The organism is Pseudomonas sp. TH10, assembly GCF_016651255.1.
In the GTDB taxonomy this organism is placed as follows: Bacteria; Pseudomonadota; Gammaproteobacteria; order Pseudomonadales; family Pseudomonadaceae; genus Aquipseudomonas.
This window is the reverse complement of sequence record NZ_JAEKEG010000166.1, coordinates 1-16,287: the sequence shown is the minus strand read 5'-3', so window position 1 is coordinate 16,287 and position 16,287 is coordinate 1. Positions and strand designations below refer to the sequence as shown.

At 61.2% G+C, this 16,287-nt stretch carries 17 protein-coding genes; 11 read left to right on the top strand and 6 right to left on the bottom strand.

Annotated elements, in window-relative coordinates:
* On the bottom strand, window positions 1-775 hold a 775-nt coding region (locus JFT80_RS21840; protein ID WP_201149358.1), incomplete at its 3' end, for an NAD-dependent epimerase/dehydratase family protein.
* A 188-nt stretch (window positions 776-963) separates the two neighbouring features.
* Here JFT80_RS21840 and exbB point away from each other — a divergent pair.
* The 6 genes from exbB to JFT80_RS21810 all read left to right on the top strand — a co-directional run bounded on the left by exbB (window position 964) and on the right by JFT80_RS21810 (window position 7,768).
* On the top strand, window positions 964-1,917 hold the full coding sequence (gene exbB / locus JFT80_RS21835) for a tonB-system energizer ExbB (RefSeq protein WP_201149357.1): 954 nt from the start codon (window positions 964-966) through the stop codon (window positions 1,915-1,917).
* A 6-nt stretch (window positions 1,918-1,923) separates the two neighbouring features.
* Window positions 1,924-2,352 (top strand): TonB system transport protein ExbD, encoded by a 429-nt coding sequence (exbD, locus tag JFT80_RS21830; protein ID WP_201149356.1) that lies wholly within the window; start codon window positions 1,924-1,926, stop codon window positions 2,350-2,352.
* The gene (locus tag JFT80_RS21825; protein ID WP_201149355.1) at window positions 2,349-3,098 is read left to right on the top strand and encodes an energy transducer TonB; all 750 of its coding nucleotides are present in this window, start codon (window positions 2,349-2,351) and stop codon (window positions 3,096-3,098) included. Before exbD ends, JFT80_RS21825 begins: the two co-directional genes overlap by 4 nt.
* Window positions 3,099-3,273: 175 nt before the next feature.
* The gene (locus JFT80_RS21820; RefSeq protein ID WP_201149354.1) at window positions 3,274-4,203 is read left to right on the top strand and encodes a hydrogen peroxide-inducible genes activator; all 930 of its coding nucleotides are present in this window, start codon (window positions 3,274-3,276) and stop codon (window positions 4,201-4,203) included.
* Between the two features lie 9 nt (window positions 4,204-4,212).
* Complete coding sequence (recG, locus tag JFT80_RS21815) at window positions 4,213-6,288, top strand: ATP-dependent DNA helicase RecG (RefSeq protein WP_201149352.1); 2,076 nt, start codon at window positions 4,213-4,215, stop codon at window positions 6,286-6,288.
* Between the two features lie 79 nt (window positions 6,289-6,367).
* Window positions 6,368-7,768 (top strand): aminoacyl-tRNA deacylase and HDOD domain-containing protein, encoded by a 1,401-nt coding sequence (locus JFT80_RS21810; protein WP_201149350.1) that lies wholly within the window; start codon window positions 6,368-6,370, stop codon window positions 7,766-7,768.
* Between the two features lie 124 nt (window positions 7,769-7,892).
* On the opposite strand, the gene JFT80_RS21805 is transcribed toward JFT80_RS21810, so the two are convergent.
* From JFT80_RS21805 to JFT80_RS21790, 4 genes are all read right to left on the bottom strand, one after another.
* Window positions 7,893-8,276 (bottom strand): SCP2 sterol-binding domain-containing protein, encoded by a 384-nt coding sequence (locus JFT80_RS21805; protein WP_201149348.1) that lies wholly within the window; start codon window positions 8,274-8,276, stop codon window positions 7,893-7,895.
* A gap of 328 nt (window positions 8,277-8,604) precedes the next feature.
* Window positions 8,605-8,880: an HU family DNA-binding protein gene (locus JFT80_RS21800; protein WP_003213368.1), complete on the bottom strand. Its 276-nt coding sequence runs from the start codon at window positions 8,878-8,880 to the stop codon at window positions 8,605-8,607.
* Window positions 8,881-9,070: 190 nt separating this feature from the next.
* Window positions 9,071-10,219, bottom strand: coding sequence for an NAD(P)/FAD-dependent oxidoreductase (locus tag JFT80_RS21795; protein ID WP_201149346.1), 1,149 nt, complete (start codon window positions 10,217-10,219; stop codon window positions 9,071-9,073).
* A gap of 19 nt (window positions 10,220-10,238) precedes the next feature.
* On the bottom strand, window positions 10,239-10,406 hold the full coding sequence (locus tag JFT80_RS21790; RefSeq protein WP_007954349.1) for a rubredoxin: 168 nt from the start codon (window positions 10,404-10,406) through the stop codon (window positions 10,239-10,241).
* Window positions 10,407-10,607: 201 nt separating this feature from the next.
* Here JFT80_RS21790 and JFT80_RS21785 point away from each other — a divergent pair, with 201 nt between their 5' ends.
* Entirely contained in the window at window positions 10,608-11,168 is a 561-nt protein-coding gene (locus JFT80_RS21785; protein WP_201149345.1) for a chorismate lyase, read from the top strand.
* Window positions 11,168-12,058 carry a 4-hydroxybenzoate octaprenyltransferase gene (gene ubiA, locus JFT80_RS21780; RefSeq protein ID WP_201149343.1) on the top strand — a complete coding sequence of 297 codons (891 nt, stop codon included), beginning with the start codon at window positions 11,168-11,170 and terminating at the stop codon, window positions 12,056-12,058. Before JFT80_RS21785 ends, ubiA begins: the two co-directional genes overlap by 1 nt.
* A gap of 126 nt (window positions 12,059-12,184) precedes the next feature.
* On the opposite strand, the gene JFT80_RS21775 is transcribed toward ubiA, so the two are convergent.
* Window positions 12,185-12,571 carry a hypothetical protein gene (locus tag JFT80_RS21775; protein ID WP_201149341.1) on the bottom strand — a complete coding sequence of 129 codons (387 nt, stop codon included), beginning with the start codon at window positions 12,569-12,571 and terminating at the stop codon, window positions 12,185-12,187.
* Between the two features lie 151 nt (window positions 12,572-12,722).
* On the opposite strand from JFT80_RS21775, the gene phoB reads away from it, so the two are divergent.
* From phoB to JFT80_RS21760, 3 genes are all read left to right on the top strand, one after another.
* The gene (phoB, locus tag JFT80_RS21770; RefSeq protein WP_007896474.1) at window positions 12,723-13,412 is read left to right on the top strand and encodes a phosphate regulon transcriptional regulator PhoB; all 690 of its coding nucleotides are present in this window, start codon (window positions 12,723-12,725) and stop codon (window positions 13,410-13,412) included.
* A 138-nt stretch (window positions 13,413-13,550) separates the two neighbouring features.
* On the top strand, window positions 13,551-14,837 hold the full coding sequence (gene phoR / locus JFT80_RS21765; protein WP_207187863.1) for a phosphate regulon sensor histidine kinase PhoR: 1,287 nt from the start codon (window positions 13,551-13,553) through the stop codon (window positions 14,835-14,837).
* Between the two features lie 122 nt (window positions 14,838-14,959).
* Window positions 14,960-16,287 (top strand): hemolysin family protein (locus tag JFT80_RS21760; protein WP_201149337.1); only part of this gene is annotated, 1,328 nt, incomplete at its 3' end.

The following is a 16,287-nucleotide window of genomic DNA, read 5'->3' as shown; positions in this document are numbered from 1 at the left end:
CATTACTGCACCGCTTGCTCCCCGCCCGACGCACGCTCGCGTCCTCGGCCCATTCGGTCACACCCAGATACTCGCGCAACCAGCCCACCACCTCGGCAAGCGGCGCCGGTGAGTCATCGACACCGATATAGATGTCATCGAGGCCCACACCCTGCTGATCCTGTTCCAGCAGAAACGCCAGCAACCCCGCCGCATCGTCGGCGTGGATCCGGTTGCCATACAACGGCGGGTCGATCGCTACGCGATAGCCGCGACGAACCTGGGTCAGCAGCCACTCACGGCCCGGACCATAAATACCGGTCAGGCGCACGACACTCGCGGGAATGCCGCTCTGGAGCGCTACTTGCTCCGCCTCCAGCATCAGCCGGCCGGAATAACCGCCAGCTACGGTGGGTGACGTTTCATCGACCCAGCCCCCGTCCTGCTGGCCATAAACACTGCTACTGGAAACAAACAGCAGTCGATCCGGCACCTGCCCATAGTCGTCCAGCCAGCTCAGTACATTCTGCAAACCCTGCACGTAAGCAGCGCGGTAGCCCGCCTCATCGTGATCGGTGGCTGCGGCGCAATACACCAGGTAATCCACCGCACCAATCGGCCAGGTCGCCGGGCAGTCTTCATTAAACAAGTCACCGGCCACGCCAATCACGCCCTCAGGCAAACGAGAAACATCCCGGCGCAGACCGTGAACTTCCCAGCCGCGAGCCAGCAATTGCGTGGCCAGGCGGCTACCCACATCGCCGCAACCGGCAATCAAAACAGAAGGCGCAGACATCAAAAAACTCCCATCGCAAAGGCATAGACTAGCGCCGGCGAAGGACGAGCGGCTAGCAATCAAGGAAAAAAAGATACTCTATTACTTTTGTTAACAAGAATTACTTGCAATAATGCCTGCCACTTTTGTTCTCGGCCTTACGAGGCCTGGAAGAGCATCAACGTTTTTCTATCTCAGGTCCGGCCAGCATGACACGTAATCAAATCCCCGCTTCGCCAACCACTCGACCTCGCGCCTGGAGCGCGGTGGCAGCTCTGCTGCTCAGCCTGATGCTGGCACCGACTGCCGCTTTCGCCGATGCACAAGCGCCCGCGACACCAACAGCCACTGAGCAGAGCGTGCCTGCTGCCGCACCAGCCGCCCCGGCCGCTACCGATCCGGTACAAGCTGTAGATGCTGCTGACGTGCCGGAAGTTCTCGAAGCCGACAACAGCCTGGGCATGGCCCACGACCTGTCGCCTTGGGGCATGTACCAGAACGCCGACATCATCGTGAAAATCGTGATGATCGGTCTGGCCATCGCTTCCATCATCACCTGGACCATCTGGATCGCCAAAGGCTTCGAGCTGATGGGTGCCAAGCGTCGTCTGCGTGGCGAAATCGCCGCCCTGAAGAAAGCCACCACCCTTAAAGAGGCCAGCGCGACGGCGGGCAAGGAAGGCACTCTCGCCAACCTGCTGGTGCACGACGCGCTCGAAGAGATGCGCCTGTCGGTCAACAGCCGCGAGAAGGAAGGCATCAAGGAACGCGTGAGCTTCCGTCTCGAACGCCTCGTGGCAGCTTGCGGTCGCAACATGAGCAGCGGCACCGGCGTACTTGCCACCATCGGGTCCACCGCACCGTTCGTCGGTCTGTTCGGTACCGTGTGGGGCATCATGAACTCCTTCATCGGTATCGCCAAAACCCAGACCACCAACCTTGCCGTGGTAGCACCGGGTATCGCTGAAGCGCTGCTGGCCACCGCACTGGGTCTGGTTGCTGCGATTCCAGCCGTGGTGATCTACAACGTGTTCGCCCGCTCCATCGCCGGTTACAAGGCACAGGTTTCCGATGCATCGGCCGAAGTGCTGCTGCTGGTCAGCCGTGATCTGGACCACCAGCCTGAGCGCAGCTCGCAGCCGCACATGGTCAAAGTGGGGTAATCAGCCATGGGCTTGCATTTGAAAGAAGGCGCAGACGACGATCTGGCCGAGAACCACGAAATCAACGTCACTCCGTTCATCGACGTGATGTTGGTGCTGTTGATCATCTTCATGGTGGCGGCTCCATTGGCCACCGTGGACATCAAAGTCGACCTGCCTGCCTCGACCGCCAAACCGGCGCCGCGGCCAGAGAAACCGGTGTTCCTCAGCGTCAAGGCTGATCAACGCCTGTACATCGGCGAAGACGAAGTGAAGCCGGAAACCCTCGGCGCCTTCCTCGACGCCAAGACTCAGGGCAAGAAAGACACCACCATCTTCTTCCAGGCCGACAAGGGCGTGGATTACGGCGACCTGATGAGCGTGATGGATAAACTGCGCGCCGCCGGTTACCTGAAGGTCGGTCTGGTGGGTCTTGAGACGGCAGCCAAAAAATGATCACGACGCGCCATAAGCTGACGCGTTACAGCGGGAGCCTGGCCGTGGTGCTGGGCGTGCACGCGCTGGCCATCGCGCTGGCACTGAACTGGACCGCTCGCCCGCCCATCGAATTGCCACCGCAGGCAATGATGGTCGAGCTGGCCCCAGTACCGGCCCCGCCACCGCCTGCTCCGCCGAAAGTCGTCACACCGCCGCAGCCACCGGCTCCGGTTGAAGAGTTGCCGATCCCGAAACTGGCCGAAGCACCGAAAGCTGAAATTGCGGTGCCCAAACCAAAACCGAAGCCAAAGCCTAAACCGCCGAAGCCTGTCGAGAAGAAGCAGCCTGATCCGCCGAAGGAGAAACCTTCCGAGGAGAAACCGGCCGACACCCAACCGACTCAGGCACCGACGGAGAAATCCGCCCAGCCTGCGCCAGGCCCGTCGCCTGCCCAGATGGCTGCCAAAGCCAGTTGGCAAGGCACTCTGCTCGCGCATTTGGCCAAGTACAAAAAGTACCCGGCCAGTGCTCAGGCACGGGGCAAAGAAGGCTTGAACCGTCTGCGCTTCGTGGTCGATGCTGAAGGTAATGTGTTGTCGTTCGAACTGGTGGGCCGCTCCGGCAATGCCGATCTGGACCGGGCTACCCTGGAAATGATCCGCCGCGCGCAACCGCTGCCCAAGCCACCGGCCGACATGTTGAAAAACGGCCCGATTGAACTCTATGCGCCTTTCGTCTACTCGCTGGAAAAGGGTCGCCGCTAAGCAACCCTGAAACCCTGTAGGAGCGAGCTTGCTCGCGAAGGAATCGAACGATAACGCTTGAAGACTGACACCCCGCAGCGGTCTCAGGTTTTTCGCGAGCAAGCTCGCTCCTACATAACGTGCGTCTATCGATTGCAGCCGGTATGCTTGGCCCGCATCTTCATGGACGCTTGCTATGACTCTCACAGAATTACGCTACATCGTTACCCTCGCCCAAGAGCAGCATTTCGGCCACGCCGCCGAGCGTTGCCACGTCAGCCAGCCGACCCTGTCGGTGGGCGTGAAAAAGCTTGAAGACGAACTCGGTGTGCTGATTTTCGAGCGCAGCAAGAGCGCCGTGCGCCTGACTCCGGTTGGCGAAGGTATCGTCGCCCAGGCGCAGAAAGTGCTGGAGCAGGCTCAGGGCATCCGCGAACTGGCCCAGGCCGGCAAGAACCAGCTGACCGCGCCGCTGAAAGTCGGCGCGATCTACACGGTCGGCCCGTACCTGTTCCCGCACCTGATTCCACAACTGCACCGGGTCGCCCCGCAGATGCCGTTGTACATCGAAGAAAACTTTACCCACGTGCTGCGCGACAAACTGCGCAACGGCGAGCTCGACGCGATCATCATCGCCCTGCCGTTCAACGAAGCCGACGTGCTGACCCTGCAACTCTACGACGAGCCGTTCTACGTCTTGATGCCGGCTCAGCACCCGTGGACGCAAAAGGAAACCATCGACGCCGGCCTGCTCAACGACAAGAGCCTGCTGCTGCTCGGCGAAGGTCACTGCTTCCGCGATCAGGTGCTGGAAGCCTGCCCGACCCTGACCAAAGGCAACGACGGCGCCAAGCACACCACGGTCGAATCCAGCTCGCTGGAAACCATTCGCCACATGGTCGCGTCGGGGCTGGGTATTTCGATCCTGCCGCTGTCGGCCGTCGACAGCCATCACTACGCCCCGGGCGTGATCGAAGTGCGCCCATTGTCGCCGCCGGTGCCTTTCCGCACGGTAGCCATCGCCTGGCGCGCCAGCTTTCCACGGCCGAAAGCCATCGAGATCCTCGCCGACTCCATTCGCCTGTGTTCGGTGGCCAAGCCGCCAGCGCCGGTCGTTGCCGGCTAAGCCGCTGCCATGACTGAGCTGTCGCAAGTGTCGGTGACGGCACTCAAGGGTGTCGGTGAAGCCATGGCCGAGAAATTGGCCAAGGTCGGTCTGGAGAACCTCCAGGACGTGCTGTTTCACCTGCCGCTGCGTTATCAGGATCGCACCCGCGTGGTGCCGATCGGCCATTTGCGACCGGGACAGGATGCCGTGGTCGAAGGCACCGTCAGCGGCGCCGACGTGGTCATGGGCCGTCGTCGCAGCCTCGTCGTGCGTTTGCAGGACGGCACCGGCGGCCTCAGCCTGCGCTTCTACCATTTCAGCAACGCGCAAAAAGAAGGCCTCAAGCGCGGCACGCGGATTCGCTGCTACGGCGAAGCGCGGCCCGGCGCGTCAGGACTGGAAATCTACCACCCGGAATATCGCGCCATCACCGGCGACGAGCCGCCGCCAGTGGATGAAACCCTGACGCCGGTTTACCCGCTCACCGAAGGCCTGACCCAAGCGCGCCTGCGCCAGTTGTGCATGCAAACGCTGACGATGCTGGGACCCAGCAGCCTGCCCGACTGGCTGCCGACCGAACTGGCCCGGGACTATCAACTCGCCCCGCTGGCCGATGCAATCCGCTACCTGCATCACCCGCCCGCCGATGCCGATGTCGACGAACTCGCGCTAGGGCATCACTGGGCCCAGCACCGGCTGGCCTTCGAAGAATTGCTGACCCATCAACTGTCCCAGCAGCGCCTGCGCGAAAGCATGCGCTCGCTGCGAGCACCGGCGATGCCCAAGGCGACAAAACTGCCGGCCAGGTACCTGGCCAATCTCGGCTTCGCGCCGACCGGGGCCCAGCAACGAGTTGGCAACGAAATCGCCTACGACCTCAGCCAGCATGAACCCATGCTGCGGCTGATTCAGGGCGACGTGGGCGCCGGTAAAACCGTGGTCGCCGCCCTCGCCGCGCTGCAAGCCCTGGAGGCTGGCTATCAGGTCGCGCTGATGGCGCCGACCGAGATTCTCGCCGAACAACACTTCATCACCTTCAAGCGCTGGCTCGAACCGCTGGGCATTGAAGTGGCGTGGCTGGCCGGCAAGCTCAAGGGCAAAAACCGCGTGGCTGCGCTGGAGCAGATCGCCAGCGGCACCCCGATGGTGGTGGGCACCCACGCACTGTTCCAGGACGAAGTGCAGTTCAAGAACCTGGCACTGGTGATCATCGACGAACAGCATCGATTCGGCGTGCAGCAACGCCTGGCACTGCGGCAAAAAGGCGTCGGCGGGCGCATGTGCCCACACCAGTTGATCATGACCGCCACGCCGATCCCGCGCACCTTGGCCATGAGCGCCTACGCCGACCTCGATACGTCGGTCCTCGACGAACTGCCTCCCGGGCGCACCCCGGTAAACACTGTGTTGATCACTGACACCCGGCGCGTGGAGGTGATTGAGCGGGTTCGTGGGGCCTGCGCCGAAGGTCGGCAGGCCTACTGGGTCTGCACGCTGATCGAAGAATCGGAAGAGCTGACCTGCCAGGCCGCCGAAACTACCTACGAAGACCTCACCGCCGCCCTCGGCGAGCTCAAGGTCGGGTTGATTCACGGGCGCATGAAGCCTGTGGAAAAAGCCGCAGTCATGGCCGAATTCAAGGCCGGCAACCTGCAGTTGCTGGTGGCGACCACGGTCATTGAAGTGGGCGTCGACGTACCGAACGCCAGCCTGATGATCATTGAAAACCCCGAGCGCCTGGGTCTCGCGCAACTTCATCAGTTGCGCGGTCGAGTCGGCCGGGGCAGCGCCGCCAGCCACTGCGTGCTGCTGTATCACCCGCCGCTGTCGCAGATCGGCCGCCAGCGCCTGGGCATCATGCGCGAAACCAACGACGGCTTTGTCATCGCCGAAAAAGACCTTGAGCTACGCGGCCCCGGCGAAATGCTCGGCACCCGCCAGACCGGCCTGCTGCAATTCAAAGTCGCCGACCTGATGCGCGATGCCGACTTGTTGCCCGCCGTACGCGACGCCGCGCAAGCGCTGCTTGAGCGGTGGCCGGATCACGTCAGCCCGTTGCTGGATCGCTGGTTGCGTCATGGGCAGCAATACGGCCAAGTGTGAGCACCGTCGCAGTTTCTGACAGCTCGTTCCGACAGAGCTGGTTATACTCCTGCCATTGTTTCAAAAACGGATACACACCATGACTGACGCAGCTCTCGCCCCCGAACCCTTGCACGCGCCGTCGGTAATTCGGCTGTTGCTCGGCAAGCTGGGTATCGCCTACGAAGAAGTGCTCGACCATCACGGCCTCAATGCCTCGCGCAAGGTACAAGCCGTATTGCTCGACGACGCCGTGGGCGCGCTGATGGTGCTGTTTCCACAGAGCCAATTGCTCGACCTCAATCGCCTCGCCGAATTGACTGGCCGGCGTTTGACTGCGGTGTCCACCGAGCGTCTGGAAAAGATGCTCGGCAAACATAGCCTGAGCCTGCTGCCGGGCCTGCCGGCGCTGACTACAGCGCCATGCCTGTACGAAGAAAGCCTGCTGCGCGAACCGAAGCTGCTGATCAACTCCGGTGAGCCGGGCCTGCTGCTGGAAATCGCCAGCGAAGACTTCAAGACCATGCTGACCAAGGCCAGCGCCGCCAACTTCGGCGAAGCCCTGAGCAGCATTCGCCCCAACCTCGACCGCCCGGACGATGACCGCGAGGAAATCACCCAGGCCGTGCAAGCGTTCACCGCGCGACGCATTCAGCAGCGCCTGGAAGCGACCATTGAGATTCCGCCGCTGGCCGAAACCGCGCAAAAAATCATCAAGCTGCGCGTTGACCCTAATGCCACCATCGACGACATCACCGGCGTGGTCGAAACCGACCCGGCGCTGGCCGCACAAGTGGTGAGCTGGGCGGCGTCGCCGTACTACGCCTCGCCGGGCAAGATTCGTTCGGTGGAAGACGCCATCGTCCGCGTGCTCGGCTTCGATCTGGTGATCAATCTGGCGCTGGGCCTGGCCCTCGGCAAGACGCTGAGCCTGCCCAAAGATCACCCGCAACACACCACGCCGTACTGGCAGCAGTCGATCTACACCGCCGCTGTCATCGAGGGCCTGACCCGCGCCATGCCGCGCGCGCAGCGCCCGGAAGCCGGCCTGACCTACCTCGCCGGTCTGCTGCACAACTTCGGCTATCTGCTGCTGGCCCACGTCTTTCCGCCGCACTTCTCGCTGATCTGCCGCCACCTGGAGGTCAACCCGCACCTGTGCCATAGCTACATCGAGCAACACCTGCTGGGCATCACCCGCGAGCAAATCGGCGCCTGGCTGATGCGCTACTGGGACATGCCCGACGAACTGGCCACCGCCCTGCGCTTCCAGCATGACCCAAGCTACGACGGCGTCTACGCCGAGTACCCGAACCTGGTGTGCCTGGCCGTGCGCCTGCTGCGCAGCCGCGGCATCGGCTCAGGTCCGGTCGAGGAAATCCCCGACGCCCTGCTGGACCGCCTGGGCCTGAGCCGCGAGAAGGCCAATGATGTGACCAGTAAAGTGCTGGATGCGGAAGTGTTGTTGCGTGAACTGGCTTCGCAATTCGGCCAGCCCTGAAAGCGATCGCGAGCAAGCTTTGCCCCCACACAGGGTGATTCACAATCCTGTGGGAGCAAGGCTTGCCCGCGATGGGCTCAACTCGGTCTGAAGTGTTGTAACGCTCCCAAGCTATCAATGCGTCTCAAGCCTTGGGCTTTGCCTTGCGCGGTTTCAGATACTTGGTCAGCCCTTGAAACCACATCACCAGCGCCGGGTTGCCCTTGATCTGGATCGACTTGTCCTGAATCCCCTGCATGAACGCCAATTGCTTGTTCTTCGCCTGCATCGTGGCAAACCCATACGCCGCATCTTTGAAGGCAATCGCAAACGCCGGCTCCGCGACCACGCCGGCCTTGCTGGTGATGCGTTGATCCTTCACGCGAAAGTGCCGGGCCACTTTTCCGTCCAGTGTTTGTAGCTGAAAGACCAGATCCTTGTCGCCCAACTGCTGCTGGAACGCAGGATTTTTCCGACTGGCCTTACCCATCAACAGACCCAGCATCCACAGGAGAAAACGAAATTTCATGCGCACAGCCTCAAAAGGAAAATGAACGGCGGGGGCAGTGTAGCGGCTTCACCCAGGAACGCCACCATCGCGTAACTTTAGCGGAAGATGACCCTATTTTTGACGCCAATGACTACCAAGTCACCCATGAAAACCCCCTGTAGGAGCTGCCGAAGGCCGCGATCCTTTGATGTTAAGCCCCACAACTCTTTGGGCTTTTCCGATCTCCGGACTACAGACCGTCATGCCCGACACCACTCACCCGCGCCCCATAAAAAAGGGCACCCGATCTAATCGGCATGCCCTTTTTCCAACGCCCCTCCCGGTTCACCCAAGGAGTTCGTCGCAATTACGGATTAACGCTGTCCTTCAACGACTTGCCTGGCTTGAACGCAACAGTGTTGCTGGCCTTGATTTTCACCGGCTCACCGGTTTGCGGGTTTTTGCCGGTGCGCGCACCGCGATGGCGTTGCAGGAAGGTGCCGAAGCCCACCAGCGTGACGCTGTCCTTGCGGTGCAGAGCGCCGGTGATTTCTTCGAGAACGGCGTTGAGTACGCGGTTGGCCTGTTCTTTGGTCAGATCTGCTTTTTCAGCGATTGCAGCGGCGAGTTCTGGTTTACGCATTAGTGAAGCCCCTTTGACGGTTTTTTGTTGTTATGTCCGTGCTGTTCTCGTTGGAACAGCGCCCAAGGCGCCGCAGGCTCTACTCTGCGGCAGACGGGAGTGAGAATGGCACGCGGACAAGGCCTGCGCCAGTCTCACTACGACCTTTGTGGGGGCAAAACCGGGGTGATTCCGACAGAACGACCGGTATTTACGCCAGTAGGGCCGGAAGCTGTTTGTTCAGGGCAAGTTTTTCCATGACCGCCGCGCCCGTCAGCGCGTAACCCAGCAACTGACCGTCGGCGCTGTGGCACAGGGCTTTGATGTCGCCACCCTGCCCTTCGACGCTCCAGACGCCTTCGCTGCCCCGTGGCGGTGGCGAAACCACTAGCGGACACACCGGAGTTTTTACGGTGATCGGCATCGGACCGTAGTTCACGGCGGTGGGGTTTCCTGCCAGGGTTTGTGCCAGCGCTCGCGCACAGCTCATGAGGGGCATCACGTACAGCAGATTCAGCCCATCGACCTCGGCACAGTCGCCCAGCGCGTAGATATTGGCGTGGGACGTCTTCAGGTGCCGGTCGACGACGACGCCGCGATTGACCTGCACGCCGGCAGCCGCTGCCAGATCGATGCGCGGGCGCAAGCCGATGGCCGAGACCACCAGGTCGCAGGGAATCACCTGTCCATCGGACAGGTGCGCTTCCAGCCCGTCCGTCACGCGTTGCAGGCGGTTGAGCACAGGGCCGAGATGGAAGCGTGCACCGAGGCTTTCCAGGCCGGCCTGAACCGCAGCAGCGGCGGCGGGATGCAGCAAAGTGGGCATGACCTGTTCGCACGGGGCGACCAGTTGCACCTCGTAGCCACCGAGCATCAGGTCGTTGGCAAATTCGCAGCCGATCAGCCCGGCGCCCAGCAGCAATACCCGGCGCTTGCCGACAGCGGCTGCACGAAAGCGCGCGTAATCTTCCAGGTCATTGATCGGGAACACGCAGTCTGCGGCATCCCCTTCGATGGGTACACGCACGGTTTCTGCGCCCCAGGCCAGCACCAGGTCGCGGTACATCACCGACTCTTCGCCGATCCACAGACGCTTGTGGCCCGGGTCGATGCCGCTGATGCGCGTATGGGTGCGCACCTCGGCCTTCAGCTGCTCGGCCATGGCGCCTGGCTCGGACATGCTCAGGCCATCGGCGTCCTTGTTTTTGCCGAAGCCGGTGGAGAGCATCGGCTTGGAGTAGGAACGTCCGTCATCTGCGGTAATCAGCAGCAGCGGGGTTTCGCCATCGAGTTTGCGAAACTCCCGGGCCAGGTTGTAGCCAGCCAGCCCGGTGCCTACGATCACGACAGGTGCGTTCATTCTCTACTCCCCTAATGTCTTAGTTGATTTCGATCATTTCGAAGTCCATCTTGCCGACGCCGCAGTCCGGGCACAGCCAGTCTTCGGGGACGTCCTGCCACAGGGTGCCCGGCGCGATGCCGTCATCCGGCCAGCCATCGGCTTCGTTGTAGATCAGGCCGCAAACCACACATTGCCACTTTTTCATTCAGGTACTTCCTCAGGGTTCAGGCTTATTACCGGCGCGGAGGGTCGATGGGTGTTGCGCTGCCATCCGGCTCAGGGCGTTTTGTACTGATGGAGCCGGGCAGATGCAAGCCTGTTCGGCGCAATGGCGCTCCGGATCAATCAAAATCGCAACGCGCCATGGTAAGCTCGCCGCCTCATTTGCGGCCAATAATGACTCATTGTGCAACATTCAAATGCCTGCCCGGCCCCGCTCTGGCTGACTCAAAGCCAACTGACGCCCCTCCCCGATTCGTTGACCCTGAACTGGTTGTTCGACGAAGGCTCGCTGACCCGCCGACTGACGCGGCTGTCCAACGATGGCTTCAGCGTGACCCCGTTATTCGAGGGCTGGGACATCCTGCGCGCCGACGAATGCGCGGCCTTGAACCTGGCCGAAGGCAGCGAAGGCTGGGTGCGCGAAGTGTATTTGCGCGGGCATGACGAGGCCTGGGTGTTTGCCCGCAGCGTGGCCTCACGCGCCGCTTTGCAGGGCGACGGTTTGCACATGGATGAACTGGGCAGCCGTTCGCTGGGCGAACTGCTGTTTTGCGATCAGGCCTTCCTACGCCGCGCCATCGAAGTGTGTCACTACCCTGAAGCATGGCTGCCGCCTGCCGCCAAAGCACCGCAGCTGTGGGGCCGCCGTTCGCGGTTCGACCGTGGCGCGCTGAGCGTGCTGGTTGCAGAAATCTTCTTGCCGAGCCTGTGGAGCGCCGCCCGCGCCCATCCGGAGAATTGCTGATGTATCAGAGCCTGCTCAAGTCCCTGAACCGTTTGAACCCGCGCGCCTGGGATTTCATTCAGTTGACCCGGATGGACAAGCCGATCGGCATTTATCTGCTGCTGTGGCCGACGTTGTGGGCGCTGTGGATTGCCGGCAAAGGCTCGCCGTCGCTGGCCAACGTGGTGATTTTCGTCCTTGGCGTGATACTGACCCGCGCCGGTGGTTGCGTGATCAACGACTGGGCCGATCGCAAGGTCGACGGGCACGTCAAACGCACCGCACAACGACCACTGGCGAGCGGCAAGATCAGTTCGAAAGAGGCGCTGGTGTTCTTCGCGCTGCTGATGGGCGTGAGTTTCCTGCTGGTGCTGTGCACCAATGCGCCAACGATCTGGCTATCGCTGGGCGGTTTGGCGCTGGCCTTCACTTACCCGTTCATGAAGCGCTACACCTACTACCCGCAAGTGGTGCTGGGCGCGGCGTTTTCCTGGGGGATGCCGATGGCGTTTACCGCCGAGACCGGCGAACTGCCGGCGGCGGCCTGGCTGCTGTGGATCGCCAATCTGTTGTGGACGGTGGGTTACGACACCTATTACGCGATGACCGACCGCGATGACGACTTGAAGATCGGCGTGAAATCCACGGCGATCCTGTTCGGTGAGGCGGATCGGGTGATCATTCTGAGCTTGCAGGCGTTGTCGCTGGGTTGCCTGTTGCTGGCCGGGGCGAAATTCGAGCTGGGGGTGTGGTTCCACCTCGGTCTGCTGGTGGCTGCCGGTTGTTATGTGTGGGAGTTCTGGTACACCCGCGATCGCGACCGGATGCGCTGCTTCAAGGCGTTTTTGCACAACCATTGGGCCGGGTTGGCGATTTTTATAGGCATCGTCCTGGATTACGCGTTGCGCTGACGAACACACGCCCCTTGCAGGAGCGAGCTTGCTCGCGATGAACCCGAGATCGACGCGTGAACCCGCTAAAACACCGGGTCATCGTTCAAGTTTTTCGCGAGCAAACTCGCTCTTACGGAAGATGGCCTACATCTTCGGCCCTTGAAGGACGTGCCACTTGTCCATTTTCTTGTCGCCAGTCATGTCGCCTGGCTTCTTGTCTTGAACGAAGTAGTACAGCGGTTTGCCGTCAAAGGCCCATTGCATCGTGCCGTCGTCACGGCTGATAACGGTCCATTTTCCTTCGGGCTTATCGGATTCGGTCGCTTTGAGCGGCGGCCAGTTTTCTGCGCACTTACCGGTACAGGCCGATTTGCCACCCGTGTCGTTATCGAAGGAGTACAACGTCATACCCTTATGGTCGACCAACATGCCGTCCTTGACCATGCCCGGGTCTGCCGCGAAGGCCATTGTCGGCAGCGATAGCGCTGCGCTAACCAATAGTGCCTTCCAGGATTGCGCGATGTGCTTCATGGAAACCTTCTTTTGTGGTTGTCAGGATTCGGACTTAGAGCTTAGTTCAGGATTTGCACAATCGCCGCCGGACTAAAATACTGTCACACGACTGCAATAATTCCGTTATCTAATGCGGCGCAAGACAGTTAAATGACAAGAGGATTAAGGCATGGTTGGCAGGAGCATTCTGATCGTCGACGACGAAGCGCCCATTCGCGAAATGATCGCCGTTGCGTTGGAAATGGCCGGCTATGACTGCCTCGAGGCGGAGAACTCGCAGCAGGCGCACGCCATCATCGTCGACCGCAAGCCGGACCTGATCCTGCTCGACTGGATGCTGCCCGGCACTTCCGGCATCGAGTTGGCCCGCCGCCTCAAACGTGACGAGCTGACCGGGGACATCCCGATCATCATGCTTACCGCCAAGGGCGAAGAGGACAACAAGATCCAGGGTCTGGAAGTCGGCGCCGACGACTACATCACCAAACCGTTTTCCCCGCGTGAACTGGTCGCCCGCCTCAAAGCTGTGCTGCGCCGCGCCGGACCGACCGATGGCGAAGCGCCGATTGAAGTCGGTGGCTTGCTGCTCGACCCGATCAGCCACCGTGTGACCATCGACGGCAAACCGGCCGAGATGGGCCCGACCGAATACCGGCTGCTGCAATTCTTCATGACCCACCAGGAGCGCGCCTACACCCGTGGCCAGTTGCTGGATCAGGTCTGGGGCGGCAACGTCTACGTTGAAGAACGCACCGTCGACGTGCACATCCGCCGTCTGCGCAAGGCCCTCGGCGACGCCTATGAAAATCTGGTACAAACCGTGCGCGGTACCGGTTACCGGTTTTCCACCAAAGCGTAAAAAAACAGCTGCACGCTTCTAGCTATAAGCGGCAAGAAACAACGAGCCGCTGTGCCTTGCAGCTTGCGGCTTGAAACTTGAAGCTGCGTTTAAGGACGCCCCGTGAATCAAAACTGGCATGGCACCCTGATTCGCCACATGCTGCTGCTGGTCACCGCGTGTCTGGTGATCGGCCTGATCACCGGCTATTACGGCTGGAGCCTCGCGGCGGGTCTGGGTATTTATCTGGGCTGGACGCTCAAGCAATTGCTGCGCCTGCACGAGTGGCTGCGCCAGCACCAACCCGACGAAGCACCGCCCGACGGCTATGGCCTGTGGGGCGAAGTGTTCGACAGCATCTACCACCTGCAACGCCGCGACCAACGCGTGCGTGGGCGCCTGCAAGCGGTGATCGACCGGGTGCAGGAGTCCACCGCTGCGCTGAAAGACGCGGTGATCATGCTCGACAGCGACGGCAACCTGGAATGGTGGAACCGCGCCGCCGAAACCCTGCTCGGCCTCAAGACCCCGCAAGACAGCGGCCAACCGGTAACCAACCTGGTACGGCATCCGCGCTTCAAGGAATACTTCGAGCAGGAAAGTTACGCCGAGCCGCTGGAAATCCCTTCGCCGACCAATGATCGCGTGCGCATTCAGTTGTATCTCACCCGCTATGGCAACAATGAACACTTGATGTTGGTGCGCGACGTCACGCGCATTCATCAGCTTGAGCAAATGCGCAAAGACTTCATCGCCAACGTTTCCCACGAACTGCGCACCCCGCTGACAGTGATCTGCGGTTATCTGGAAACCCTGCTCGACAACGTAGAAGACGTTAACCCGCGCTGGAGTCGAGCCCTGCAACAAATGCAGCAACAGGGCGGGCGCATGCAGACGCTGCTCAATGATCTGTTGTTGCTGGCGAAGCTCGAAGCCACCGACTACCCGTCGGACAACCAGCCGATCCATGTCGATACATTGCTGCAATCGATCAAGAGCGATGCGCAGCAGTTGTCCGGTTCGAAAAACCAGCGCATCACCCTCGAAGCCGACGCCAGCCTGCTGCTCAAGGGCAGCGAGGCGGAATTGCGCAGTGCGTTTTCCAACCTGGTGTTCAACGCGGTGAAGTACACCCCGGCCGAGGGCAACATCCGCGTCCGCTGGTGGGGCGACGAACAAGGTGCGCACCTGAGCGTGCAGGATTCCGGGATCGGCATCGACAGCAAACACCTGCCGCGCCTGACCGAACGCTTCTATCGCGTCGACTCCAGCCGCAACTCCAACACCGGCGGCACCGGCCTGGGCCTGGCCATCGTCAAACATGTGTTGTTGCGCCATCGCGCGCGCATGGAGATCAGCAGCGTGCCCGGTCACGGCAGCACGTTCACCTGCCATTTCGCCCCGGCTCAGGTCAGCAAATCCCTGACCATCAACGCCGCCGACTGATACCGGCCAGCACGCGCCACTAGGCAATCGCCCAGTCAGCCGCTACATTGGCTGACTTGTGCCTGCCTTTCAGGCGCGGCTATTACTTCTTTCGAATCACACGGAACCCGCAAAACTCCATCATGGACCCTTCCCCTGGCTTGTCCCTCGCAACAATATTCGCCGATTTCGGCATGATCCTTTTTGCTCTGATCCTGGTTTTGCTCAACGGCTTCTTCGTTGCGGCAGAGTTCGCCATGGTCAAACTGCGCTCGACCCGGGTCGAGGCCATCGCTGATAAAAACGGCTGGCGCGGGCACATCCTGCGCACCGTACACAGTCAGCTCGATGCGTACCTCTCGGCGTGTCAGTTGGGTATCACCCTGGCCTCGCTCGGCCTTGGCTGGGTCGGTGAGCCGGCGTTCGCGCATATTCTCGAGCCGTTGCTCAGCGCGGTCGGCGTGCAATCGCCGGAAATCGTCAAAGGTGTGTCGTTCTTCACTGCGTTCTTCATCATTTCGTACCTGCACATCGTCGTCGGCGAGTTGGCCCCAAAATCGTGGGCGATTCGCAAACCCGAGCTGCTGTCGCTGTGGACGGCGGTGCCGCTGTACCTGTTCTACTGGGCAATGTACCCGGCGATTTACCTGCTCAACGCCAGCGCCAACGCGATTCTGCGTATCGCCGGCCAAGGTGAACCCGGCCCTCACCACGAACACCATTACAGCCGCGAAGAACTGAAACTGATCCTGCACTCCAGCCGTGGCCAGGATCCGAGCGATCAGGGCATGCGCGTACTGGCTTCGGCGGTGGAAATGGGCGAGCTGGAAGTGGTCGACTGGGCCAACTCCCGCGAAGACCTGATCACGCTGGAATTCAACGCGCCGCTGAAAGAAATCCTGGCGATGTTCCGTCGCCACAAGTTCAGCCGTTATCCGGTGTACGACAGCGAGCGTCAGGAGTTCGTCGGCCTGCTGCACATCAAGGACCTGCTGCTGGAACTGGCGGCACTGGACCATATTCCCGAGTCGTTCAACCTGGCCGAGCTGACCCGTCCGCTGGAGCGCGTGTCGCGGCATATGCCGCTGTCGCAGCTACTGGAGCAGTTCCGCAAGGGCGGCTCGCACTTCGCCGTGGTCGAGGAGGCTGACGGCAACATCATCGGCTACCTGACCATGGAAGACGTGCTGGAAGTGCTGGTCGGCGACATCCAGGACGAACACCGCAAGGCTGAGCGCGGCATTCTTGCCTATCAGCCCGGCAAGTTGCTGGTGCGTGGCGACACCCCGTTGTTCAAGGTTGAACGCCTGCTCGGTATCGACCTCGATCACATCGAAGCGGAAACCCTCGCCGGGCTGATCTACGAAACCCTGAAACGGGTACCGGAAGAGGAAGAAGTGCTGGAAGTCGAAGGGCTGCGGATCATCATCAAGAAGATGAAAGGGCCGAAGATTGTGCTGGCGAAGGTGTT